The sequence below is a fragment of the Pseudomonas sp. ANT_J12 genome, from assembly GCF_008370045.1.
GTDB lineage: Bacteria > Pseudomonadota > Gammaproteobacteria > Pseudomonadales > Pseudomonadaceae > Aquipseudomonas.
This window is the reverse complement of the sequence record NZ_VOBN01000004.1, coordinates 1-22,201: the sequence shown is the minus strand read 5'-3', so window position 1 is coordinate 22,201 and position 22,201 is coordinate 1. Positions and strand designations below refer to the sequence as shown.

Annotated in this window: 24 protein-coding genes; 13 read left to right on the top strand and 11 right to left on the bottom strand. The window is 61.8% G+C overall.

Translation table 11 applies throughout. The features are described 5' to 3' along the window. Positions 1-2 precede the first annotated feature (2 nt). Positions 3-839: a MurR/RpiR family transcriptional regulator gene (locus FQ192_RS10885; protein ID WP_149658956.1), complete on the bottom strand. Its 837-nt coding sequence runs from the start codon at positions 837-839 to the stop codon at positions 3-5. A gap of 481 nt (positions 840-1,320) precedes the next feature. Between FQ192_RS10885 and FQ192_RS10880 the strand changes: the two genes are divergently transcribed. Both FQ192_RS10880 and cobF read left to right on the top strand, forming a co-directional pair. Further along, entirely contained in the window at positions 1,321-1,893 is a 573-nt protein-coding gene (locus FQ192_RS10880; protein WP_149658630.1) for a histidine phosphatase family protein, read from the top strand. After that, the gene (gene cobF, locus FQ192_RS10875; RefSeq protein WP_149658629.1) at positions 1,893-2,657 is read left to right on the top strand and encodes a precorrin-6A synthase (deacetylating); all 765 of its coding nucleotides are present in this window, start codon (positions 1,893-1,895) and stop codon (positions 2,655-2,657) included. Before FQ192_RS10880 ends, cobF begins: the two co-directional genes overlap by 1 nt. Positions 2,658-2,789: 132 nt before the next feature. Here cobF and ftrA read toward each other — a convergent pair whose 3' ends face one another. After that, a complete protein-coding gene (gene ftrA, locus FQ192_RS10870) occupies positions 2,790-3,758 on the bottom strand; it encodes a transcriptional regulator FtrA (RefSeq protein WP_149658628.1) in 969 nt (322 codons plus the stop codon). A gap of 101 nt (positions 3,759-3,859) precedes the next feature. Here ftrA and FQ192_RS10865 point away from each other — a divergent pair, with 101 nt between their 5' ends. After that, positions 3,860-4,285 (top strand): rhodanese-like domain-containing protein, encoded by a 426-nt coding sequence (locus FQ192_RS10865; RefSeq protein WP_149658627.1) that lies wholly within the window; start codon positions 3,860-3,862, stop codon positions 4,283-4,285. Positions 4,286-4,450: 165 nt separating this feature from the next. Here the strand turns inward: FQ192_RS10865 and FQ192_RS10860 are convergent, their stop codons facing one another. Continuing rightward, entirely contained in the window at positions 4,451-5,095 is a 645-nt protein-coding gene (locus FQ192_RS10860) for a type 1 glutamine amidotransferase (protein WP_149658626.1), read from the bottom strand. A gap of 342 nt (positions 5,096-5,437) precedes the next feature. On the opposite strand from FQ192_RS10860, the gene FQ192_RS10855 reads away from it, so the two are divergent. The 3 genes from FQ192_RS10855 (at position 5,438) to FQ192_RS10845 (ending at position 8,331) form a co-directional block, all read left to right on the top strand. Continuing rightward, complete coding sequence (locus FQ192_RS10855; protein ID WP_149658625.1) at positions 5,438-6,217, top strand: ABC transporter substrate-binding protein; 780 nt, start codon at positions 5,438-5,440, stop codon at positions 6,215-6,217. 112 nt (positions 6,218-6,329) lie between these two features. Continuing rightward, positions 6,330-7,442, top strand: a complete 1,113-nt coding sequence (locus tag FQ192_RS10850; protein WP_149658624.1) for a M14 family metallopeptidase — start codon at positions 6,330-6,332, stop codon at positions 7,440-7,442. Between the two features lie 172 nt (positions 7,443-7,614). Then, positions 7,615-8,331, top strand: a complete 717-nt coding sequence (locus FQ192_RS10845) for an alpha/beta hydrolase (protein ID WP_149658623.1) — start codon at positions 7,615-7,617, stop codon at positions 8,329-8,331. An 11-nt stretch (positions 8,332-8,342) separates the two neighbouring features. Here FQ192_RS10845 and FQ192_RS10840 read toward each other — a convergent pair whose 3' ends face one another. Further along, positions 8,343-8,909 carry a hypothetical protein gene (locus FQ192_RS10840; RefSeq protein ID WP_149658622.1) on the bottom strand — a complete coding sequence of 189 codons (567 nt, stop codon included), beginning with the start codon at positions 8,907-8,909 and terminating at the stop codon, positions 8,343-8,345. A 105-nt stretch (positions 8,910-9,014) separates the two neighbouring features. After that, the gene (locus tag FQ192_RS10835; RefSeq protein WP_149658621.1) at positions 9,015-9,800 is read right to left on the bottom strand and encodes a hypothetical protein; all 786 of its coding nucleotides are present in this window, start codon (positions 9,798-9,800) and stop codon (positions 9,015-9,017) included. 165 nt (positions 9,801-9,965) lie between these two features. Between FQ192_RS10835 and FQ192_RS10830 the strand changes: the two genes are divergently transcribed. The 3 genes from FQ192_RS10830 to FQ192_RS10820 all read left to right on the top strand — a co-directional run bounded on the left by FQ192_RS10830 (position 9,966) and on the right by FQ192_RS10820 (position 12,435). Beyond that, entirely contained in the window at positions 9,966-10,499 is a 534-nt protein-coding gene (locus FQ192_RS10830) for a chalcone isomerase family protein (protein ID WP_149658620.1), read from the top strand. 10 nt (positions 10,500-10,509) lie between these two features. Continuing rightward, on the top strand, positions 10,510-11,040 hold the full coding sequence (locus FQ192_RS10825) for a DUF3833 domain-containing protein (RefSeq protein ID WP_149658619.1): 531 nt from the start codon (positions 10,510-10,512) through the stop codon (positions 11,038-11,040). 72 nt (positions 11,041-11,112) lie between these two features. Next, positions 11,113-12,435: an Nramp family divalent metal transporter gene (locus FQ192_RS10820; RefSeq protein ID WP_149658618.1), complete on the top strand. Its 1,323-nt coding sequence runs from the start codon at positions 11,113-11,115 to the stop codon at positions 12,433-12,435. Between the two features lie 37 nt (positions 12,436-12,472). Here FQ192_RS10820 and FQ192_RS10815 read toward each other — a convergent pair whose 3' ends face one another. Continuing rightward, positions 12,473-13,366: a LysR family transcriptional regulator gene (locus FQ192_RS10815; RefSeq protein ID WP_149658617.1), complete on the bottom strand. Its 894-nt coding sequence runs from the start codon at positions 13,364-13,366 to the stop codon at positions 12,473-12,475. 113 nt (positions 13,367-13,479) lie between these two features. Here FQ192_RS10815 and FQ192_RS10810 point away from each other — a divergent pair, with 113 nt between their 5' ends. Beyond that, positions 13,480-14,082: an NADPH-dependent F420 reductase gene (locus FQ192_RS10810; protein ID WP_149658616.1), complete on the top strand. Its 603-nt coding sequence runs from the start codon at positions 13,480-13,482 to the stop codon at positions 14,080-14,082. Between the two features lie 127 nt (positions 14,083-14,209). Here the strand turns inward: FQ192_RS10810 and FQ192_RS10800 are convergent, their stop codons facing one another. From FQ192_RS10800 to FQ192_RS10790, 3 genes are read right to left on the bottom strand one after another with little or no spacing between them, the layout of a single operon-like run. Then, on the bottom strand, positions 14,210-15,391 hold the full coding sequence (locus tag FQ192_RS10800) for an acetyl-CoA C-acetyltransferase (RefSeq protein ID WP_149658615.1): 1,182 nt from the start codon (positions 15,389-15,391) through the stop codon (positions 14,210-14,212). Between the two features lie 11 nt (positions 15,392-15,402). Further along, a complete protein-coding gene (locus FQ192_RS10795) occupies positions 15,403-16,068 on the bottom strand; it encodes a CoA transferase subunit B (protein ID WP_149658614.1) in 666 nt (221 codons plus the stop codon). Between the two features lie 36 nt (positions 16,069-16,104). Beyond that, entirely contained in the window at positions 16,105-16,803 is a 699-nt protein-coding gene (locus FQ192_RS10790; RefSeq protein WP_149658613.1) for a CoA transferase subunit A, read from the bottom strand. A gap of 242 nt (positions 16,804-17,045) precedes the next feature. Between FQ192_RS10790 and FQ192_RS10785 the strand changes: the two genes are divergently transcribed. Beyond that, the gene (locus FQ192_RS10785) at positions 17,046-17,945 is read left to right on the top strand and encodes a LysR family transcriptional regulator (protein ID WP_149658612.1); all 900 of its coding nucleotides are present in this window, start codon (positions 17,046-17,048) and stop codon (positions 17,943-17,945) included. Between the two features lie 132 nt (positions 17,946-18,077). On the opposite strand, the gene FQ192_RS10780 is transcribed toward FQ192_RS10785, so the two are convergent. Both FQ192_RS10780 and FQ192_RS10775 read right to left on the bottom strand, forming a co-directional pair. Further along, positions 18,078-18,920 carry an NAD-dependent protein deacetylase gene (locus FQ192_RS10780; protein ID WP_149658611.1) on the bottom strand — a complete coding sequence of 281 codons (843 nt, stop codon included), beginning with the start codon at positions 18,918-18,920 and terminating at the stop codon, positions 18,078-18,080. 125 nt (positions 18,921-19,045) lie between these two features. After that, on the bottom strand, positions 19,046-20,092 hold the full coding sequence (locus FQ192_RS10775; protein WP_133835896.1) for a class I SAM-dependent methyltransferase: 1,047 nt from the start codon (positions 20,090-20,092) through the stop codon (positions 19,046-19,048). 420 nt (positions 20,093-20,512) lie between these two features. On the opposite strand from FQ192_RS10775, the gene FQ192_RS10770 reads away from it, so the two are divergent. Both FQ192_RS10770 and FQ192_RS10765 read left to right on the top strand, forming a co-directional pair. Next, complete coding sequence (locus tag FQ192_RS10770; protein ID WP_149658610.1) at positions 20,513-21,352, top strand: DUF692 domain-containing protein; 840 nt, start codon at positions 20,513-20,515, stop codon at positions 21,350-21,352. Continuing rightward, positions 21,345-22,094, top strand: coding sequence for a DUF2063 domain-containing protein (locus tag FQ192_RS10765; RefSeq protein WP_149658609.1), 750 nt, complete (start codon positions 21,345-21,347; stop codon positions 22,092-22,094). The genes FQ192_RS10770 and FQ192_RS10765 overlap by 8 nt, the downstream gene beginning before the upstream one ends. Positions 22,095-22,201 lie beyond the last annotated feature (107 nt).

The window sequence follows — 22,201 nt, the reverse complement described above, 5'->3', positions numbered from 1 at the left end:
CCTTATTTTTCCTCCAGCAGGTGGGTGTCGAAGTCGGAGCGCAGGTTGTCGATGCCTTCCAGGCGATCGGCCAGATCGGGGCTGCGCAGGGTCAGGCAGGCGATCAGTGCTTCAATCTGCGCCAGTGCCGGGACCATGCTGTCGAATGCCGACACCGATTCCACCGGTGCACTGATGATCAAATCGGCCATTTCCCGCAGCGGCGAAGCATAGATGTCGGTGAACAACACCACCCGCGCATAGCGGTTTTTCGCCGCACTGGCCACGCGTCGGGCCTGGCACTGGTAACGCCGATAATCGAACACCAGCACCACGTCCTGGCGCTGCACGTCGAACAAGCGGTCCGGCAGTTGGGCGTTGTCCTCCAGGGCAAAGCAGCCGGGACGCAGCAAGCGCAAATGGTTGAGTAAATAGTTGGCGAGGAAACTGCTGAAGCGTCCGCCGAAGCAATGCACCTGATGGCGCACGTCGAGCAGCCATTCCACCAGGATCCGTATGTCTTCGGGTTGGGTCAGGGCCTGGGTTTCCACCAGCGAGCGATGGGTTTCAGCCAGGTAATGACTCCACGGATCGTCTTTTTGCAGGTGGGCGCGGGGTTGCAACAGGGCACTGGGGGAACGCAGGCGGTGGTCCATGTCACTGAGCAGGGCGTCCTGGAATTCGGCGTAACCGCCGAAGCCGAGTTTTTTCACCAGCCGCACAATGGTCGGATCGCTGACACCGGCATGCTCGGCCAAACGCGACATCGGGCCCAGTCCGTTACGCGGGTACTGGTCCAGCAAGGCGCGGATGACTTTACGTTCCGACGGCGTGAGGTCCAGGCCGGGATCGGTGATCAGGTCTCTAAGGGGGGCATCCGGGCTCCTGCTGGATGGGTGTGTCGGTTTTGCTTCACATTTCGCTAAAACAGTATTTATGTAACGCACGCTACATGTCTAGTGAATTTTTGAGCGTGCGTGCCAGGCGCTGAAATGGGGCGAAACGCCCGTGGCATAAGGCTTACGTGGATGTCGACTGAGGGTGTAGGACATTGTCCATGGCGGTGTCGGAGATCGCCGTTTTCCATGGGTAAGTTGTTCGCGACAGGCTGGGAATAACGGGCGGTAAGGCTGCTTTTTGTGGCGAGGAGTTTGCTCCCGCTGGGCTGCGCAGCGGCCTCCGACGGCGGTTGCTGTGCAACCGGGCGCGAGCAAGCTCCCTCGCCACAGGTTCGGGCACCTTTGACTGATCGCTTTACCCCAAAGCTCTGTCTTGCGGCACAATCAGGCAATTGTTTGCGGCATGTTGCCGTTTCGCGTTTCCAATAAAAGAGTGATGCCCGTGCAGGCGACCCGTTTGACCCTGATTTGCCACGCCCGAACCGTCGCACAAAAACTGGCGCGTTTTCCTGCGGATGAGTCGGTGGAAATGGTCTGGCAATCGGCGAAGTGTTCGCGCCGTGGATCTTCCAAGGTCGCGCCGCGCCTGCTGTGTGGTCCCGAAGCTCGCACACGCGAAACCGCCGAACTGTTCGGCAGTGATGCACACATTGTCGAAGCGTTGAGGGATTGCGATTTTGGTCGCTGGCAAGGTCAGCGAATCAGTGAGCTGCAAAAAACCGAGCCCGAGGCGCTCCAGGCCTGGCTCGACGACCCGCACTCCGCGCCCCACGGCGGCGAGTCCGTGGTGCAACTCGGTGAGCGCGCGGCCGCCTGGCTGGCGACGCTGGAGACGACGCCGGGCGACATCATCGCCATTACCCATCCCTATGTGGTTCGCGCCGTACTGACCCATGTCCTGCAAAGCACGGCGTTCAACCTGATCGACGTCGAACCGTTGTCGGCCATCGAACTGCGGTTCACCGGACGCTGGCGGTTACGCTTGATGAGCACAGATGTTGACGGAGGCTTTTGATGAAAACGTTGTTGGTCATCGGTATCGGTGCCGGTAACCCGGACTACATCACGATGCAGGCGGTGAAGGCGCTGAATCGGGCGGACGTGTTTTTCCTCATGGACAAGGGCCAGAGCAAAGACAAACTGATCGACCTGCGGCGGGACATCTGCGAGCGCTACATCACTGATCACGCTTACCGTTTTGTCGAAGCCCACAGCCCGGAACGGGAACGGGGCGATGTGGACTACAAGGCCAGTGTCGATGAGCTGAACCTGGCCAAGCAGCGCACCTTCGAACGCCTGATCAACGAGGAAATGTCCGACGGCCAGTGCGGCGGATTCCTGGTGTGGGGCGACCCGGCGCTGTACGACAGCACCGTGCGCATCTTGCAGGCGATCCTGGCTTCGGGTCGCTGTGAGTTTGAGTTCGAGGTGATCCCCGGCATCACCAGCGTCCAGGCCTTGGCAGCACAACATAAGGTGCCGCTGAACCGCATCGGCCGCTCGATAGAAATCACCACGGGCCGGCGGCTGGCGGCGGGGCAGGTGAGTGATGCCGACAGTCTGGTGGTGATGCTCGACGCCGAAGATTCCTACCAGCAGGTGGCCGATCAGGAGACAGAGATTTACTGGGGTGCCTACCTGGGCACGCCGGATGAAATCCTGATCAGCGGCAAGCTCAGGGATGTGGCGGATGAGATTGAGCGGGTACGCAAGGCGGCACGGCTGGCGAATGGGTGGATTATGGATACCTATTTGTTGCGTAAGCCTTTAGATAAATAGTGACTGGGCGGGCCTCTTCGCGGGCAAGCCTCGCTCCTACAGGTTCGCGGTGTTTGGGTTGACGCATTCGTACGGGGTGGCGGTGATCCTGTAGGAGCGAGGCTTGCCCGCGAAGGCGTCCTCAAGGACACCTCAAAAAATCGCCTCCCGCCCAAACCGCTCCCGATACACCGACGGCGGCACCCCGACCACGCTGCGAAACGCCACCCGGAAACTCTCCACCGAACGATAACCACAGCGCTCGGCAATCTGCTCGGTGTTGTCGACCGTGCTCTCCAGCAACTCCCGGGCCCGGGCCAGGCGTTGATGCTGCAGCCAGGTCTTGGGTGACTGACCACTGGCCTCGGTGAAGCGACGCAGGAAGGTGCGTTCACTCATCGCCGCCTCGCTGGCCAGGTCACGCACTTCCAGCGGTTCGTGCAAACGCTCCCGCGCCCACTGCATGACCCGTGACAAATCGCTGCGAGGCGTTGGGCTGACCGGCGTAGGAATAAACTGCGCCTGACCGCCCGTGCGTTGCGGCGACATCACCAGCCGCCGCGCCACCGAGTTGGCCACCTGCGTGCCAAAGTCCCGCGCCACCAGATGCAGACAGGCGTCAATGCCGGCCGCGCTGCCGGCTGAGGTGATCAGCTGACCCGAATCGACATACAGCACGTCCGGGTCCACCTGGATATTCGGGAAACGCTCGGCCAGCTCCGTGGCATAGCGCCAATGGGTGGTGGCGCGATGACCATCCAGCAAACCGGTGGCCGCCAGCACAAACACCCCGGAACAGATCGACAGCAATCGCGCGCCCCGGGCATGGGCCTGGCGCAACGCGTTGAGCAAGGCTTCGGGCACCGGCGCCTGGCGATCGCGCCAACCGGGGATGAGGATGGTCCGGGCCTGTTCCAGCAGCGCCATGCCGCCATCCGCCAGTACCTGAATGCCGCCCATGGCGCGCATCGGGCCTTCATCCACGGCGACAATCCGATGGGTGTACCACGGGAAATCGAACTCCGGCCGGGCCAGGCCGAAGATCTCCACGGCGATGCCAAACTCGAAGGTGCAGAGGCCGTCGTAGGCCAGAATCGCGACTAATCCAGGGTTAGGCTGCATTTGGCGGAAAGTTCCCGGTAGGTGTCTTGTGCGCCACTGTAGCGGCAAGCGGCGGGCAGATAAAGTCTGCCTACACCCACCAAGACTAAGGACTACACCCCATGACCAGCCTGGTTCGTCAAATTCCCGCAGCGCCCTCCGCCATTGCCCTGATGCACTTCAGCAATCGCCTGACGTTCGAAACCGATTGTTCCGACGTGTATGGCAGCCAACAGGCCGGCGAAGTGGATTTCGTGCTGGTCGATACCCGCGGCCCGTTGGCGTTTGAGCGTGGGCATGTGCCGGGGGCGATCAACATGCCTGGACGACTGATGACCGCCGAGACCTTGTCGGCGTATCCCACCTCCAGTGTGTTCGTGGTCTATTGCGCCGGGCCGCATTGCAACGGCGCCAACAAGGCCGCGGTGAAACTGGCGGCGCTGGGTTACCCGGTCAAGGAGATGATCGGCGGGGTGACGGGGTGGCTGGATGAGGGGTTTGAGTTGAGTGTTAAAGCCGTGCTCGGACCCATCGGTTGCGAATGCTGATCCCCTGACACCGCTGATCACCTGTGGCGAGGGAGCTTGCTCCCGCTGGGTCGCGAAGCGGCCCCAAAACCTGCAAGCACGGTTCATCAGAGACACCGCGTGCACAAGGTTTACGAGTGCTTCGCAGCCGAGCGGGAGCAAGCTCCCTCGCCACAAAAAACCGGTTCACCATCCGTTCGATGCGTCAGCCCACCAAGCATCCAGCGTCTGCTGCAACCACTCAAACACCGCCCCATGCGCCACGCTGTCATCCTGCCCCCGTGGCAATGGCGACTCATCGCCAAAATGCTCGTTCAGCAGCATCACTGATTCAGCATCCCACTCCGGATGAAACTGCAACCCCAACCGCGTCGCCCCGACCCGATACATCTGCTGCTCACAGGCCTCGCTACTCGCCAACAATTGCGCGCCTGGCGGCAGATCGATCGCGTCTTCATGCCATTCCAGCACGCTCAACGTCTGGCCATCGGCAAAGCTCAACGCCGTCCAGCCCGTTTCAGGCCGGGTCATGCGCCGCACCTCCCCGCCGAGGCTCAACGCCAATAACTGCGCGCCCAAACAAATGGCGAACACCGCCGCGCCTTGTTCGAGACTGGCTGCCAGCCACTGACGCTCATCCTCCAGCCATGTCGGCCCGGCGTTGGACTCATAAGGCCCACCCAACAGGATCACCGGCCCGGCACTCACCGGCGGCAATTGTCCGAGGTCGGCGCGAAAGACGTTCAGTGTGATCCCGCGCAACCGGGTCCATTCGGCAATGGCGCCGGGGCCTTCGGCGGGGTGGTGCTGGATCAGGTTCAACTCGGGCATCGGGTTTCTCTGGCGGGAGGCGAGTGGCGCCAATGTGCCGCAAAAAAGCCTTCGTCGCCAGTCAGGTATCGCGCCTGTTTCCATGGCGACTATTCAGTCGGATAAGTACCTGAACCCTGTAGGTTTTATCCGAAAGCAGGACGTGTCCTACAGTTTTTGCACTGCCGTGGCGCACACCTCTAAACCGTCGATTGGCCCGGCCACTTTTCTATAAGTATTTGTCGCATCCACACAATTGGCTGGCCGAAAGCCACTCTAGACTGCCGGCCACTTCGGCTTTCACCTGCCGAAACTGCCAATCGAAAGCTGCCAATAAAAGCCTCCGCACACATGGAGTTATAAATGAAGAAGCTAGTGATGTTCGGTGCCCTGGCACTGTCGATGTTGTCCCTGACCGCCGTGGCCGATGACGCCAAGCCGATCCGCATCGGTATCGAAGCCGGTTACCCGCCATTCTCGATGAAAACCCCTGACGGCAAACTCACCGGTTTCGACGTGGACATCGGCGACGCGCTGTGCGAGCAGATGAAAGTGAAGTGCACGTGGGTCGAGCAAGAGTTCGACGGCCTGATCCCGGCCCTGAAAGTGAAGAAAATCGACGCGATCCTGTCGTCCATGACCATCACCGACGACCGCAAGAAAAACGTCGATTTCACCATCAAGTACTACCACACCCCGGCGCGCTTCGTGATGAAGGAAGGCTCCGGCGTCAAAGACCCGCTGACCGAACTCAAGGGCAAAAAAGTCGGCGTGCTGCGTGCCAGTACCCACGACCGCTACGCCACCGAAGTGCTGGTCCCGGCCGGCATCAACCTGGTGCGTTACGGTTCGCAGCAGGAAGCCAACCTGGACATGGTCTCCGGCCGTATCGACGCAATGCTGGCCGACTCGGTCAACCTGAGCGACGGTTTCCTGAAAACCGACGCCGGCAAAGGCTTCGAATTCGTAGGCCCGACCTACGAAGACGCCAAGTACTTCGGCGGCGGCGCCGGCATCGCCGTGCGCAAGGGTGACAAAGCGCTGGCGGACCAATTCAACACCGCCATCACCGAGATCCGCGCCAACGGCAAGTACAAGCAAGTGCAGGACAAGTACTTCGCCTTTGACGTTTACGGCGAATAATCCAGCCGTTCAAAAAAGTGGCTACCGTTAACGCGGTGGCCATTTTTTTTGTGTCTCATGATCTACTCTGCGAACACATTTCCCTACGCATCGGCATCGACAGGACCCTTATATGCAACGCATCGACCACCCTCTGCCGTGGAGCCATTTGGGCACCGAACGCAGCCTCAGCGTGTTTCGTTTTGGCGACGGCGCGCGCAAGGTGTACATCCAGGCCAGCCTGCACGCCGATGAACTGCCGGGCATGCGCACCGCCTGGGAACTGAAAAAACGCCTGACCGAGCTCGAAGCCCAAGGCCAGTTGCAAGGTGTTATCGAATTGGTGCCGGTGGCCAACCCGATCGGCCTCGACCAGCACCTGCAAGGCGCGCACATGGGCCGTTTCGAACTCGGCAGCGGCAAGAACTTCAACCGCTCGTTCGTCGAACTGAGCGCGCCGGTCGCCGCGTTGATCGGTGCTCAATTGGGCGACGATGCCGAGGCCAACATCACGCTGATTCGCCAGGCCATGGGCCAGGTATTCGACGCTCTGCCGGCGCCGGCGTCGCAACTGGAAGCCATGCACCGCGTGCTGTTGCGCCATGCCTGTGATGCCGACGTCACCCTGGATTTGCATTGCGACTTCGACGCGGCGATTCACATTTACGCCTTGCCGCAACAGTGGCCACAGTGGCAATCCCTGGCCGCACGCTTGAAGGCGGGCGTGGGATTGTTGAGTGAAGACTCCGGGGGCAGTTCGTTCGACGAGTCCTGCTCGACGCCGTGGTTGCGTCTGGCGCAGGCCTTCCCCGAGGCGGCAATTCCGCTGGCGAACCTGGCAACCACCGTGGAGCTGGGCAGCATGGGCGACACCCGGGTCGATCAGGCCCAGGCCAATTGCGAGGCGATTCTGGGCTTTCTCGCCGAACAGGGTTTCATCAACGGTGACTGGCCAGCGGCACCGAGCGAATGCTGCGAAGGCATGCCGTTCGCCGGCACCGAATACCTGTTCGCCCCGCACCATGGCGTGGTCAGCTTTCTGCGCGAGGCGGGCGAATGGGTGGAGCAGGGCGATGCGCTGTTTGAAGTGGTCGATCCGTTGAGTGACCGTGTCACGACCGTGCGCGCCGGGACCAGCGGCGTGTTATTTGCGATTGATCGTGGGCGCTACACCCAGCCGGGGACGTGGCAGGCGAAAGTCGCGGGGCGCGAGGCGTTTCGGGTTGGGAAGTTGACGAACGATTGATCGGGATTATTTGTTGCCTGTGATGGCCTCTTCGCGGGCAAGCCTCGCTCCTACAAAAGCACCACCGTACCTTTAGGAGCGAGGCTTGCCCGCGAAGGCGGCATCAGCCACACCCAAAACCTCGGCAATGTTAGGGTACCCCCCGAATCCTGCGCCCTGTGAAGGAAGAAATATGCTGAAGTTTTTCGCTCTGCTCATGTGCCTGGCATCCGCCACGGTCCACGCTCAAACCCCGCTGCACACCGACCTGCCGCTCAACTACCTGGAGCAGGCCAACCCTGAGTCCCGCGATCAACCGCTGGTGATTTTTCTCCACGGCTATGGCAGTAACGAGCGAGATCTGTTCGGGATCAAGGATGAATTGCCGGCGCAGTACAGCTACCTGTCGGTGCAGGCGCCGGTGGCCCTGGATGCCGATAGTTATCAGTGGTTTCGCAAGAAAGGCGAAGGCGCCTACAACGGTGAGACCGATGATCTGAAGACCAGCGGCAAGGTGTTGCTGGATTTCATCGCCCAGGCGGCGAAGAAATACCACACCGACGCCAACAAGGTGTTCCTGGTGGGGTTCAGCCAGGGCGCGATCATGTCCTATGAGGTGGCGTTGCGTCATCCCGAGGCGGTGGGCGGGATTGCGGCGTTGAGCGGGCGGATATTGCCGGTGCTCAAGGCTGAGCTGAAACCGGATGAAAAACGCCAGTCACTGGCGATTTTCATCGGTCATGGCACCGAGGACAAACGCTTGCCGTTGGTCGACGGCACGGCGGCCAACAGCCTGTTGCAGAAGCTGTCACTCAAGCCTGAATTTCATACCTACGCAGGTCTGGGCCACAGCATCAGCGCCGCCGAGATCCAGGACTTGAACGCCTGGTTGCTGCGCCTCAACCCCTGAATCCCGCGGATTTACTTGCCGGTGATCTGCTTGACCAACGTGTCGTGACCCGCCTTGTCGGTTGGGCGCGAGATGATCTGAATCACCGTCATCCGGTTGCCGGAGCCGGCCATCAGCGTGGTGTTGAGGGTCTTGCCGCCACCCTGGGTGGCGGTGCTGTCGATCTGCCGCACGCCCAACCCGGTGCCTTTCATCGTCAGGCTTTTTTCGCTGAGCTTGGTGAAGTCCGGCAGGGCCTTGTGTTCAGCGGCGTCGAAATCGGCGGCGGTGCTGTCGAGGAACTCGCTGTCGTTGTCCTTGACGTTGACGCCCGGTGCCAGGTTGTTTTCAGCCGCGATCACCACGGTCTTGGTGGTCTCGTTGGCGTACATGGTGCCGGTTGCACCGGTCGCGCCGGGCGGCAGCGGGTTGGCGACGAAGCCCTTGGGCAGGGTGAATTTGAATTTGCCGCTGAGCAACGAGACTTTGATGGGCGCGGTGTCGCTGGCAGTGGCCTTGGCGGCATACACATTCATGGCCCCCAGGCTGGCAGCCGCCGTCAGCAACAGGACAACGGCTTTTTTACGGAACAATGACATAGAAACTCTCCAGGGATGGTCGCGCTAGGGGGCGATCATCCCATGGCACTCGGGTCGCATCCAGCCCGGTGTACGTCCTGCGCTGACGGGTAGGCAGTTTCTGGCCTACTCGTTCGCAACCCGCGAACGGCTTGTCACTGCCGGTTTCGCCAGCAAACGCCGAGTCACCCCGAGCATACCCACGGACACCCCCACACCCAGGGCAAACGCCGGCAGGCCCAGGCTTGGCAACGTCAGCGCCAGCACCAGGCAGAACGCAGCGAACGAGTACATCCCGGTGGCGGTGGCGCGCAACAGGGCGGCGGTAAACCCCGAGCCACGGGTTTGCTGGGAGAACACCGCCATCACGCTGCCCAATACCGGGAACACCGCCAGCAAGCCGCTCCAGCGCTCGCCCACCGTACTGGCCAGCAGCGTGACGGCCAGGGTCAGCAGCGCGCCGGCCACCATGCGCAGCAGCAGCTTGTCGGACTTGGGCTTGGGGCCTGAAACAATCGGCTGCACCGACGGAAACAGGTAAGGCGCGGCCAGCAGCGCGGTGGCGGCGGCGATCACCGAGAAGATCAGGGACGGCGGGATCAGCGAGAGCACGACAGCCACCGTTGCCCATACCAACATGGAAATCGCCAGCGCCCACGGCCACGCGGCCCGTTGCGCTACCTGAGCGTACGTCACGCAGAAGGCGATCATGGCAAACATCGCGGACAAGGCAGCGGTCGCGGCTTGAGCAGCGAATACCTGGCCCTGCTCGATGGCGAGGAAAAACAGAATCGGCCCGACCACCACCGGCAGCCCCGACAACCACCCGGCCACGCTCGGCCCCCAACGTTTGCCCGCCAGGGAAATCAGCAGCAGAAACCCGGGAATCACCAGCAACTTGAGCAGCAGCACGCACGCACCTCCGACCTGTGTGAGGCGGCCACGTTAGCATTGAAGACGACGGATTGCTCTAGGGATGTCCAGATTTTGTATACAAAACCATCGCCTTTAAAAATTGTACAGAAAAGACTTTTGCGTATAAGTTTTAAGGAGGTCTTCAGCGCTTACCGAGCCGCCATGAACAGATCACGATCACGCTTTCGTCACTGCCTCTGGCTACTCGCTGTGCTCGGCAGCCACGCGGTGGCCAATTGGCAAGATGCGCTGCCCGGTGCGCAGATCGTGGGCGCCGGGGAGTTTCGGGTGTTCGGTTTTGATGTCTATAACGCTCGACTCTGGAGTGCCGTGCGGCCCATGGCGACGGATCAGCCGTTTGCCCTGGAGCTGATCTACCAGCGCAGCATTTCCCGAGACGATCTGGTGAAGGCCAGCGTCGATGAGATCAAGCGCTTGTCCGGCGCCTCGGTCAGCGCCGAGCAACTGGCCGGCTGGCAGGCTCAGATGCAACAGTCGTTCGTCGATGTCCAGGCCGGAACCCGCATCACCGGGGTGTATTTGCCGGGGCAGGGCGCGCGTTTTTTTGTCGGCCAGCACCTGCAGCACGAAGTGAAAGACCCGCAATTCGCCCGCGCTTTCTTCGACATCTGGCTCGACCCGCGCACCCGTAATCCCGAGTTGCGCGAGCAATTATTGGGTACCGCCAAGCCTTGAGGACGTCGTTATGCTGAAGAAGTTGTTGCTGGTGTTGTTCGTGTGTCTGGCCGGTTGCGGCGGCGTCGATGTGCATCGCTACAGCGAGCAAAACCCCAAGCTCGATTTGCCGGGGTTCTTTGTCGGTCGGGTAGACGGTTGGGGGATGTTCCAGAAGCGTTCGGGGGAGGTGGTCAAGCGCTTTCATGTGCTGATCGACAGCCGCATGGACGGGCCCAATCTGATCATGCACGAGGCCTTCACCTACAGCGACGGTTCGAAACAGACGCGGGTCTGGACCCTGCACCCGGACGGTCCCGGCCGTTGGCGCGGTACGGCGGGCGATGTGGTCGGCGAATCCAGCGGTGAAGTGGCCGGCAACGCGCTGCACTGGCGCTACATACTCAGTCTGCCGGTGGACGAAAAGGTCTATCAGGTGCACTTCGATGACTGGATGTACCTGCTCGACGAAAACACCATGGCTAACCGTTCGGCGATGACCAAATTCGGCTTTGAACTGGGTCAGGTGACCCTATTCTTCCGCCGCCACGGCGCCGAGTAGGCGCTGCGTGTATAGCCTGTGAAGGTGCGAACCGTCTAAGCTGCGCCTTTCCAATTGTTTCTGGATGTTTGCGTGAACTTCAGTTTTTTGCCCAAACTCGCCACGGCGCCGTTTTGTCCGCCGGAAGTGGCTGGCAGTGTTGCGGTCGATCCGGGCGCTTCGTTCTTCAAGCGCCTGCTGCGTTTTGCCGGCCCCGGTTTGCTGGTGTCGATCGGCTACATGGACCCCGGCAACTGGGCCACCGCCATCGAGGCCGGGTCGCGGTTTGGCTACAGCTTGCTGTTTGTTGTGCTGCTGGCGAGCCTGGCCGGGATGGTGGTGCAGTGTCTGTGTTCGCGGCTGGGCATCGCCACCGGGCGTGACCTGGCGCAATTGTCCCGGGAGCGTTACAGCACCCGCACCGCGCGCACCCAATGGGTGCTGGCGGAAATCTCGATCATCGCCACCGATCTGGCCGAAGTGCTCGGCTGCGCCCTGGCGTTCCATTTGCTGCTGGGCTGCTCGCTGACCTTCGGCATCGCCCTGACTGCCTTCGAAACGCTGTTGGTGCTGGCCTTGCAGAACCGTGGCTTCCGCCGCCTGGAAGCGATCATGCTGGTGCTGGTCGGCACCATCGGCGCGTGTTTTTTTGTCGAACTGCTGCTGATCAAACCTTATTGGCCGGACGTCGCCCGTGGTTTCACCCCATCGCTGGCGGCCATTGGTGACGCCGCGCCGCTGTACATCGCCATCGGCATTCTCGGGGCCACGGTGATGCCGCATAACTTGTACCTGCACACCTCGATTGTACAAACCCGGCTGATCGGCAAGGACCTGGCCAGCAAGCAGGACGCGGTCAAACTGGCGCGCATCGACACCATTGGCTCCCTGGCCCTGGCATTGCTGGTCAACGCGGCGATCCTGATCCTGGCGGCGGCCGCGTTCCACAGCACCGGGCACAGCGATGTGGTGGACATCCAGGACGCCTATCACCTGCTTGATCCGCTGGTGGGCGGGGCCTTGGCCAGCGTGCTGTTTGGTGTCGCGCTGCTGGCCTCGGGGCAGAGTTCGACCTTTACCGGCACCATCGCCGGCCAGGTGATCATGGAGGGTTACCTGAACCTGCGGATTCCTTGCTATCAACGGCGCTTGATCACCCGTGGGCTGGCGCTGATCCCGGCGTTCATCGGCGTATGGCTGATGGGCGACAATGCGATTGGCAAGTTGTTGGTGATGAGTCAGGTGGTGCTGAGCCTGCAATTGCCGTTTGCGCTGTACCCGTTGATCAGCATGACCAATGACCGGAAGTTGATGGGGCCGTTTGTGAACCGGTTGCCGACGCGGGTATTGGCGTGGGGGTTGTTTACGGTAATCAGTGCGGCGAATGCGTGGTTGATTTTGCAGTTGGTGGTTTGACCCAGATCGTTCCCACGCGGAGCGTGGGAATGATCGGTCAGCCACCGAACGCATCCATCACAAAATCAATAAACACCCGGGTCTTGGCCGGCATCAATGTGCGGCTCGGGTAGTACAGCGAGATCGGCCCCGCATCCGCTTTCCAGTCCGGCAGCAGGCGCACCAGCTCACCGCGCTGGATCTGCGTGACCACATCGGGCAGCACCAGCAGCGTCACGCCCAGGCCGAGCAGGGCCGCCTCGCGCATGGCCGCCGGGTCATTGAGCACGATGTTTTCGTGCAACGTGGCGCTCGCCTCATGCCCCGCACCATCGCGCATGACCCACTGACGAACCCGCCCGGTACGCATGCCGCGCATCACGATGCCGGTGTGTTCCAGCAAGTCCGCCGGGCTGGCGGGCAGGGCGCGTCCGGCCAGATAGGCCGGTGACGCGACGGCGACGATATCGGCCGCCGCCAACGTCCGGGCGATGATCCCCGGCGTCAATTCAAAACCACCACCGATGGCCGCGTCATACCCTTCTGCAATCAAATCCACCTGGCGATTTTCGAAGTGCCACTCCGGCCGGATCAACGGATAACGCGCCAGGAACGCCGGCAGCAACGGGAGCACATGACCGATGCCAAACGTCGGCGCCAGGCTGACCTTGAGCGCACCTGCCGGCTCGCCGCGATCACTGCTCACGGCACTGATCGCCGCCTGCAAGCCCTGCAAATTGCTGCTGATACTCGCCAGAAATCCTTCCCCTGCCTCGGTCAGGGACAGCTTGCGCGTCGAGCGCTGGAACAGCCGCACACCGAGGTTGCGCTCCAGCATTGCCACGTTGCGACTGACCGCAGCCGGCGTCAGCGCCAGTAACCGCGCGGCGGCGGAAAAGCTGCCGGTTTCGGCGCTGCGGACAAAGGATTCGAGATTGGCGAGGGTTTCCATGGCGGGTACCTGATAGCAATGCTTGAAGATCATTCAAATCATTACCGGCTAATCAGGACCTAATGGCAAGCGCAGTATTCACTCCAACCACAACCCACTTGGAGTGAATAACCATGAGCACTATCGGAATCATCGGCGCCGGCGCCATCGGCTCAGCCTTCGCCCGGGCCCTTTCCCGTCAAGGGATTGAATTGGTCATCGCCAACAGCCGTGGGCCGCAAACCCTGACGGCGCTGGTGGACGAACTCGGGCCGACCGCCCGTGCCGGCACCCGTGAAGAAGCCGCGGCGCAGGACATTGTGCTGGTGGCGGTCAACTGGTCGAAATTGCCCACGGCGTTGGCGGGGCTGCCGGATTTCGCCGGGCGGATCGTCCTTGATGCCAACAATTCGATTGAGGCCCCCGCGTTCAAAGCGGTGGATTTGCAGGGCCGTACCTCCAGCGAAGTCTTCGCCGAATGGGTGCCGGGCGCGCGGGTGGTGAAGGCGTTCAATCACCTGGCGGCGCGGTTGCTGGAGAGTGATCCGGCGGCGGAGGGGGGCAAGCGCGTGCTGTTTCTTTCGGGTGATGATGCCGAGGCGAAAGGGCAGGTCAGCGCGCTGATCGAGCAGTTGGGATTTTTTGCCGTTGATCTTGGCGCGTTGAGTGTTGGCGCGCGGTTGGCGCAGTTCCCGGGCGGGCCGTTGCCGACGTTGAACCTGGTGAAGTTTGGCTAACGGACCACGCAATGATCGTTCCCACGCTCTGCGTGGGAATGCCTCAACGGACGCTCTACGTCCGCTTTGGGACGCGGAGCGTCCCGGGCTGCATTCCTTTGCTGCGCGTGGGAACGATCGTGTGGGGTTAAGCCCGTTCGATCGCCAGTGCCACGCCTTGACCACCACCGATGCACAGGGTGGCGAGGCCTTTCTTGGCGTCGCGCTTGATCATTTCATGCAGCAAGGTCACCAGCACCCGGCAACCCGAGGCACCGATCGGATGGCCCAGGGCAATGGCGCCACCGTTGACGTTGACTTTGTCCAGGTCCCATTCCAGGTCCTTGGCCACTGCTAGGGATTGCGCGGCGAAGGCTTCGTTGGCTTCGATCAGGTCCAGTTGGTCGATGGACCAGCCGGCCTTGCTCAGGCAGCGGCGAGTGGCGGATACCGGGCCGATGCCCATGATCGCCGGGTCGACGCCCGCATTGGCGTAAGCGGCGATTTTCGCCAAAACCGGCAGGCCCAGGGCCTTGGCTTTTTCGGCGCTCATCAGGATCACCGCAGCCGCGCCGTCGTTCAGCGACGAAGCGTTACCGGCAGTCACCGAACCGTCCTTCTTGAAGGCCGGTTTCAGTTTGCCCAAGGACTCGGCGGTGGTGCCGGCCCGTGGTTGTTCGTCGGTGGCGAAGGACAGTGGATCGCCTTTGCGCTGGGGAATCAGGATCGGCGTGATCTCATCGACAAAACGCCCGGCTTCGATGGCGGCGGTGGCTTTCTGCTGCGAGGCGGCGGCGAACGCATCTTGCTGCTCGCGCGTCAGGCTGTACTTCTCGGCCAGGTTCTCGGCGGTGATGCCCATGTGGTAATCGTTGAACGCATCCCACAGGCCATCGCTGATCATGGTGTCGACGATTTGTGCGTGACCCATGCGCAAACCGGTGCGCGCGCCGGGCATCACGTAGTTGGACAGGCTCATGTTTTCCTGGCCGCCGGCAATGATCACGTCGGCATCGCCGCAGCGAATCGCCTGGGTCGCCAGGTGCAGGGCTTTGAGGCCCGAACCGCAGACTTTGTTCAGGGTCATGGCCGGCACGCTGAACGGCAGGCCTGCCTTGATCGCCGACTGGCGCGCAGGGTTCTGCCCGGCGCCGGCGGTGAGCACCTGGCCCATGATCACTTCATCGACCTGCGCCGGGTCGAGCCCGGTTTGCGCCAACAACTGACGGATCACCGCAGCGCCCAGGTCAACGGCGGACACACCGGCCAACGCACCCTGGAAACTGCCAATGGCGGTACGGGTGGCGGCAACAATAACGACGTCTTGCATGGAATGATTCCTCACTGGGCAGCGAACTGCATTTCCGGCACATGGTCCGGCACGATCAGCTTGCCGGCGGTCTTGGCGACAATTTCTTCGACGCTCACTCCCGGCGCGCGTTCTTTGAGAATGAACGCGCCGTCCTTGATTTCGAGGTAGGCGAGGTCGGTCAGCACACGCTTGATGCACCCGGCGCCGGTCAGCGGCAGGCTGCATTTGGACAGAAGCTTGGACTCACCGTCCTTGGACGCGTGGGTCATGATCACGATGATGTTGTCTGCGCCTGCCACGAGGTCCATGGCGCCGCCCATGCCCTTGACCAGTTTTCCGGGGATCATCCACGAGGCGATGTTGCCCTCGACGTCCACTTCAAAGGCGCCGAGCACGGTCAGGTCGACGTGACCGCCACGGATCATCGCGAAGGATTCGGCCGAGGAAAAAATCGACGCGCCGATCCGCGCGGTCACGGTTTGCTTGCCGGCGTTGATCATGTCGGCATCGATGGTGTCTTCCGTAGGAAACGGTCCCATGCCCAGCAGGCCGTTTTCCGACTGCAGCATGACTTCCATGCCTTCGGGGATGTAGTTGGCGACCAGGGTCGGGATGCCGATGCCCAGGTTCACGTAGTAGCCGTCCTGCATTTCGCGGGCGACGCGTTGAGCCATTTGTTCGCGGGAAAGTGCCATTGTTGTTATTCCTTCATTCGGTCCGGGGGCAGGGGATCACTTACGCACGGTGCGCTGTTCGATGCGCTTCTCGAACGTGCCGCAAATGATCCGGTCGACGTAGATGCCAGGGGTGTGGATCTGCGACGGGTCCAGCTCGCCGGGTTCAACGATTTCTTCGACTTCGACCACGGTGATCTTGCCGGCGGTGGCGGCCAGCGGATTGAAGTTCTGGGCGGTGTGGCGATAGATGACGTTGCCGAAGTGGTCGGCTTTCCAGCCTTTGACGATGGCGAAGTCACCAGTGATGGACTCTTCCATCAGGTACTTGCGACCGTGGAATTCGCGCACTTCCTTGCCTTCGGCGACCGGGGTGCCGACGCCAGTGGCGGTAAAGAAAGCGGGGATGCCGGCACCGCCTGCGCGCATTTTTTCGGCGAGGGTGCCTTGCGGGGTCAGGTCGACTTCGATGGCGCCGCTGAGCAGCTGCTCTTCGAACATCTTGTTCTCGCCCACGTACGAAGCGACAACCTTGCGAATCTGCCGGTCCTCCAGCAGCACGCCGAGGCCGAAACCGTCGACGCCGCAGTTGTTGGAAACCACGGTGAGTTCGCGGGTGCCTTTGCGCTTGATCTCGGCGATGAGGTTTTCCGGGATGCCGCACAGGCCGAAGCCGCCGGCGATCACGGTCATGCCGTCTTCAAGACCTGCAAGGGCTTCCTCGTAGGAACTCACGCGCTTGTCGAAACCTGCCATATGCACCTCTTTTATTCTTTATGGGCGGCTGGCTAGCCGTAGTGGGAATGAGTGTCGCGCCGGGCGATTCATTTGTTAAGTTGATTTTTAAGGTTGATTGATAGATAAAACTCACCAATCACACTTGTAGGAGCAAAGCTTGCTCGCGATGACATTCTTGAGGACGCCATCGCGGGCAAGCCATGCTCCTACAGCCTTCTTGCAGCTTAAAGCCTGCAGCTTACAACTGGAGCGAAGCGAGCATGACCGTCAAACAAATCCGCGCCTTCCTGGCCGTGGCCCAGAGCCTGAGCTTTGCCGTGGCCTGCGAGCGGTTGCACCTGTCGCAATCGGCACTGAGCCTGACCATCAAGGCCCTGGAAGAAGGCCTGGGCGGGCGCCTGTTCAGCCGCAACACGCGCAACGTCGCGCTGACCCCGGAAGGTGAATCCCTGGTGCCGCTGGCCCGCCGGTTGATCGCCGATTGGGACAACGCCGAAGACGAACTGCGCCAGCGTTTCACCCTGCAACGCGGGCGCGTGACCGTGGCGGCGATGCCATCGTTTGCCGGCAACCTGCTGCCGCCGATCCTCAAGACCTTCCGCGCGCGTTACCCGAAAGTCAACGTCACGGTGAATGACGTGATCAACGAGCAGGTGCTGGAAATGGTCCGGGATCGGCAAGTCGAGCTTGGGGTTTCGTTTGAGCCGGCGCATAGCACGTCTCTGGAGTTCACGCCGTTGTACATCGACCGCTTTGTCGCGGTGGTGCCCCATGACTCGGCGCTGGCGAAACGGGATGAGATCGACTGGCAGACCTTGTTGCAGGAACCGTTTATCACCTTGCAACGACCGTCCACGGTGCGGGTGATGCTCGAAGAACACTTGCAGGCCCGGGGCATGAAATTACCGGTAGAGTTTGAAAGCCATCAACTGGCGACGGTCGGGCGGATGGTCGCCAGTGGCTTGGGCGTGAGTGCGGTGCCAGCGTTGTGCAAGCAGCAAATGCAGGAGTCGGGTGCGCACTGCATCACCTTGCGCGACCCGATAGTGGAACGGGCGATTGGTGTGCTGACCAAACCGGGGCATGAACTGTCGGCGGCGGCGCAGGCGTTGTTTGATATTTTCAAGGAAGCCAACCTCGCACAGCGCCTCATGCCCTGAGCGCGGAACACGCCCTCCACGTGATCGTTCCCACGCTCCGCGTGGGAATGCATCCCGTGACGCTCTGCGTCACATCCGGAAGCGGAACGCGGAGCGTCCCCGGCGGCATTCCCACGCGGAGCGTGGGAACGATCATTGGGTTAGGCGTTGTGTCAGCAGGGGTAATAGTTGTTCGCAGGACCCCTCAATCTTCATATCCAGAATGTCATCCGCCCGGGTCTTGCCCAGATTGATCGCAATCAACGGTTTCCCCTGATCCACCACCGCCCGACACAACCGAAACGCCGAATACGCCATCAACGACGACCCCACCGCCAACAACCCCGCCGCTTGCTCAACCGCCGCCATGGCTTTGGCCGCCGTCGCCTGCGCGACGTTTTCGCCAAAAAACACCACGTCCGGTTTCATCCGCTGCTCGCCACAATGCGGGCAATGCGGCACCTGAAACCGCGCTTCAAACGCCGGATCCAGCAGGGTATCGCCATCCGGCGCCTGCACCGCATCGACGCCCGCGAGGTAGGGGTTTTGCGCTTCCATCAGCTGTTGAATGGCATCGCGTTCACTGCGCAGGCCGCAATCCAGGCACAGCACCCGGTGCAGGCTGCCGTGGAGTTCGATCACGTCATGGCTGCCGGCCTGGTCGTGCAGAGTGTCGACGTTCTGCGTGATCAGCCCGCCGATCTGCTGCGCACTCTGCAAGCTGGCCAATGCTTCATGGGCCGGGTTCGGGCTGGCCAGGCGCACCCGCGGCCAACCGAGCATCGCCCGGGCCCAGTAGCGGCGGCGGGATTCGGGGGCGGCGAGGAATTCCTGATACATCATCGGTTGCCGGCCCCGGCGCACGCCCTGGTTGTCGCGGTAGTCGGGAATGCCTGACGGGGTGCTGATGCCCGCGCCCGTCAGGACCGCGAACGGCTGGTCGGCCATTAACTGCTGAAGACGGTCGAGTTGTTCGCGGATGGGGCTGTCGAGCATGTTCAACACTCCGGGAGGGCCTTGAGTGTTTGCAGGGTAGCATTTGCCGATCACCCTGTAGGAGCAAGGCTTGCCCGCGATGGCGATATCAAGAACGCCATCGCGGGCAAGCCTTGCTCCCACAATTATTTCCGCGCTTCAAGAATCAGGTTGAACGGCGTTTCCGTCGCCCGGCGGAAATGCTTGAACCCGGCCTCGGTAAACACCTTGCGCAGCCGCGCTTCACCGGCCTGGGCCCCGAGCCCGAGGCCGACTTCCTGGGAAAGGGAGTTGGGCGTGCAGATGAACGTCGAAGCGGCATAGAACAGGCGTCCCACCGGGGTGACATTGTCGTCGAGGGAATCGTTGGCGTAAGGCTCCACCAGCAGCACCGTGCCGTCCGGTTTCAGCGAATCGTAGGCGTGCCGTGCTGCCCCCACCGGGTCGCCCATGTCGTGCAGGCAGTCGAAATAGCACACCAGGTCATAGTCGGTGCCGGGGTAGCTTTTCGCCGTGCCCTGGAAGAACCGCGCACGCCCGGACACCCCGCCGGCCTCGGCGCGCTGGGTGGCCACGGTGACGGAGGGCGCGTGGTAGTCGAAGCCCACAAAGCGCGAATCCGGGAACGCCTGGGCCATGATCACCGTGGAGGCGCCATGGCCACAGCCGATGTCCGCCACTTTGGCGCCGCTCTCCAGTTTGGCCACCACGCCTTCCAGCGCCGGCAACCATTCGGCCACCAGATGCGCCTTGTAACCGGGGCGAAAGAAGCGTTCGGTGCCGCTGAACATGCACGGGTGGTGATCGCCCCAAGGCAGGGCGCCATTGCCGCGAAAAGCGCTGATCAACTTGTCCTTGTCATGGAAAAACGACGCGACCACGCCGATGCCGCCGGCGATGTACACCGGCGAGTCTTCAATGGCCAAGGCCAGGGCTTGCTCTTCGGGCAGGCGGAACTGGCCGTCCTGGTGCTCCATGTACCCGGAGGCGGCGTGGGCGCTGAGCCATTCGCGCAGCAGGCGAGGGTGGCAACCGGTCTTTTCGGCGAGGGTGTCGGGGCTGATCGGCTGGCTGTCGGCCATGGCCCGGTACAAGCCAAGCTCTTCGCCGAGAATGACATTGGCCAGCATCGCCGCGCCGCCCATGTCGTTGACCAGTTGGCCCATGAATTCGTTAAGTCTGGCCTCGTCCATCACGTGTGCTCCTGTGGCAGGATCACGGTCCAGAGGCAATGTGGGTCGAGGCGTGCGCCGCTGGGCGGTGGTCGTGGGAATGAACAGGACGCTGACCACGTCCTGCGTGGGTTAAGTCTAGTCCCGCCCCCGGGCACTGAGGTTTGGGGCGACGAAAGCCACATGGCCAACCTATGTAGGAGCGAGGCTTGCCCGCGAAGGCGGTGTGTCAGCCGACAAGGATATTGCCTGGTACACCGTCTTCGCGGGCAAGCCTCGCTCCTACACGGTTTTTGTGTGGGTGGGTGTTGTGTATCGCAGTGTGTACGGTGCGCCGGCTGATACAGACGCTGTCGATTTCTGCAAAAACCGAACACAGCCCCGATACACCGCTTCGATTAACTCGACTCTCATTTATCCACACAGAATGAGATCGACATCATGCGGACCTCTGATTTACCAACGAAGGCCAGCGTCGGCCTCGGCCTGCGTCGCGGCCTGATGAAAGACCTCCAGGCTGCCCCGGCCGGCAATTTCGACTTTCTGGAAGTCGCTCCGGAAAACTGGATCGGCATCGGCGGTGCCCATGGCGCGGCGTTGCGGGCATTGGCCGAGCGTTATCCGTTGTCCTGTCACGGTTTGTCCCTGTCGTTGGGCGGGGCGGCGCCGCTGGATGTCGGGTTTTTGCAGGAAGTGCGGGTTTTTCTCGATCACTACAAGGTGCCGCTGTACAGCGAACACCTGAGTTATTGCAGCGATGACGGGCATCTTTATGACCTGCTGCCGCTGCCGTTTACCGAAGAAGCGGTGAAGCACGTCGCCACGCGGATCCGTCAGTCCCAGGACATTCTTGGTCGGCGGCTGGCGGTGGAAAACGTCTCCTATTACGCCGCGCCCCGGCAGGACATGGACGAATTGACCTTCACCAACGCCGTGTTGCGCGAGGCCGACTGCGACCTGTTGCTGGACGTCAACAATGTGTATGTGAACTCGATCAACCACGGCGTTGATCCGCAGGCGTTTCTGGCAGGGATCGATTCCGGGCGCGTGGTGGCGATGCACGTCGCCGGGCATTTCGATGAGTCCGATACCTTGAAAATCGACACCCACGGTGCCTCGGTCAAACCGGTGGTGTGGTCGTTGCTGGCCGAGGCTTACGCCCGCTTCGGCGCACAACCGACGCTGCTGGAACGGGACTTCAACATCCCGGTGTTTTCGGAACTGGTGGTCGAGTTGCAGACCATTCGCCGCTTGCAAGGTGTGGAGGTGAAGCGTGGATAAATCTTCGCTGCATCAGCAACAGGATGCCTTGACCCGATACCTGCGCGATCCCGAGCACTGCACGCCGCCAGCCGGGATGGATGCCGCTCGGGTCCAGGTTTATCGGGATCTGGTGTTCAACAATCTGTCGTTGTTGCTCAGCGGGACCTTCCCGGTGCTGGTGAAGATTCTGGGGAATGAAGAGTGGCGCGCGCTGGTGCGGATCTTCCTGCGGGACTACCGCGCACAGACGCCTAAATTTGGCGAGATCGCCCAGGAGTTTGTCGCGTTTCTGGCGTCTGAGCCGCCAGGGTTGAGCGACGGGGATTGGCCGCCGTTCATGGTCGAACTCGCGCATTACGAGTGGGTCGAGATGGCGCTGCAACAGTCTGACGACGCGCCGTTGCCGATGAGCGACGCGGGGTTGTTGCTGGAGCGGCCATTGCAGGTCTCGCCACTGGCCTGGCCGTTGGCGTATGCCTGGCCGGTGCAGCTGCTGGGGCCGGATTATCAGCCTGATGCGGCGCCGGATCAGCCGACGTTGCTGCTGGTTCGGCGGACAGAAGACTGGAGCGTCAAGTTCTCTGAGTTGAGTCCTCTGGCGTGGCGGTTGTTGCAGCGGATCGGCGAGTTTCCCGAGCTGGACGGGCGTGCGCAGCTGGAAGGACTGGCGGTGGAGGCGGGGGCTGGCGGGTCGAGCGAGTTCATGGAAAACGGCTTGGCGTTGTTGCGGCAGATGCAGGTTGAAGGTGTATTAGCCTGATCGTTCCCACGCGGAGCGTGGGAACGATCATCAATAGCCCTTGTAGGAGCGAGGCTTGCCCGCGAAGGCGGTGTGTCAGTCGACGAAGATGTTGCCTGACACGCCGC

Bases quoted from the DNA above. Each gene is read 5' to 3' on its own strand.
- cobF (WP_149658629.1), top strand. From the start codon at position 1,893: ATGAAAACGTTGTTGGTCATCGGTATCGGTGCCGGTAACCCGGACTAC.
- ftrA (WP_149658628.1), bottom strand. From the start codon at position 3,758: ATGCAGCCTAACCCTGGATTAGTCGCGATTCTGGCCTACGACGGCCTC.
- FQ192_RS10865 (WP_149658627.1), top strand. From the start codon at position 3,860: ATGACCAGCCTGGTTCGTCAAATTCCCGCAGCGCCCTCCGCCATTGCC.
- FQ192_RS10860 (WP_149658626.1), bottom strand. From the start codon at position 5,095: ATGCCCGAGTTGAACCTGATCCAGCACCACCCCGCCGAAGGCCCCGGC.
- FQ192_RS10855 (WP_149658625.1), top strand. From the start codon at position 5,438: ATGAAGAAGCTAGTGATGTTCGGTGCCCTGGCACTGTCGATGTTGTCC.
- FQ192_RS10850 (WP_149658624.1), top strand. From the start codon at position 6,330: ATGCAACGCATCGACCACCCTCTGCCGTGGAGCCATTTGGGCACCGAA.
- FQ192_RS10845 (WP_149658623.1), top strand. From the start codon at position 7,615: ATGCTGAAGTTTTTCGCTCTGCTCATGTGCCTGGCATCCGCCACGGTC.
- FQ192_RS10840 (WP_149658622.1), bottom strand. From the start codon at position 8,909: ATGTCATTGTTCCGTAAAAAAGCCGTTGTCCTGTTGCTGACGGCGGCT.
- FQ192_RS10830 (WP_149658620.1), top strand. From the start codon at position 9,966: ATGAACAGATCACGATCACGCTTTCGTCACTGCCTCTGGCTACTCGCT.
- FQ192_RS10825 (WP_149658619.1), top strand. From the start codon at position 10,510: ATGCTGAAGAAGTTGTTGCTGGTGTTGTTCGTGTGTCTGGCCGGTTGC.
- FQ192_RS10815 (WP_149658617.1), bottom strand. From the start codon at position 13,366: ATGGAAACCCTCGCCAATCTCGAATCCTTTGTCCGCAGCGCCGAAACC.
- FQ192_RS10810 (WP_149658616.1), top strand. From the start codon at position 13,480: ATGAGCACTATCGGAATCATCGGCGCCGGCGCCATCGGCTCAGCCTTC.
- FQ192_RS10800 (WP_149658615.1), bottom strand. From the start codon at position 15,391: ATGCAAGACGTCGTTATTGTTGCCGCCACCCGTACCGCCATTGGCAGT.
- FQ192_RS10795 (WP_149658614.1), bottom strand. From the start codon at position 16,068: ATGGCACTTTCCCGCGAACAAATGGCTCAACGCGTCGCCCGCGAAATG.
- FQ192_RS10790 (WP_149658613.1), bottom strand. From the start codon at position 16,803: ATGGCAGGTTTCGACAAGCGCGTGAGTTCCTACGAGGAAGCCCTTGCA.
- FQ192_RS10785 (WP_149658612.1), top strand. From the start codon at position 17,046: ATGACCGTCAAACAAATCCGCGCCTTCCTGGCCGTGGCCCAGAGCCTG.
- FQ192_RS10780 (WP_149658611.1), bottom strand. From the start codon at position 18,920: ATGCTCGACAGCCCCATCCGCGAACAACTCGACCGTCTTCAGCAGTTA.
- FQ192_RS10775 (WP_133835896.1), bottom strand. From the start codon at position 20,092: ATGGACGAGGCCAGACTTAACGAATTCATGGGCCAACTGGTCAACGAC.
- FQ192_RS10770 (WP_149658610.1), top strand. From the start codon at position 20,513: ATGCGGACCTCTGATTTACCAACGAAGGCCAGCGTCGGCCTCGGCCTG.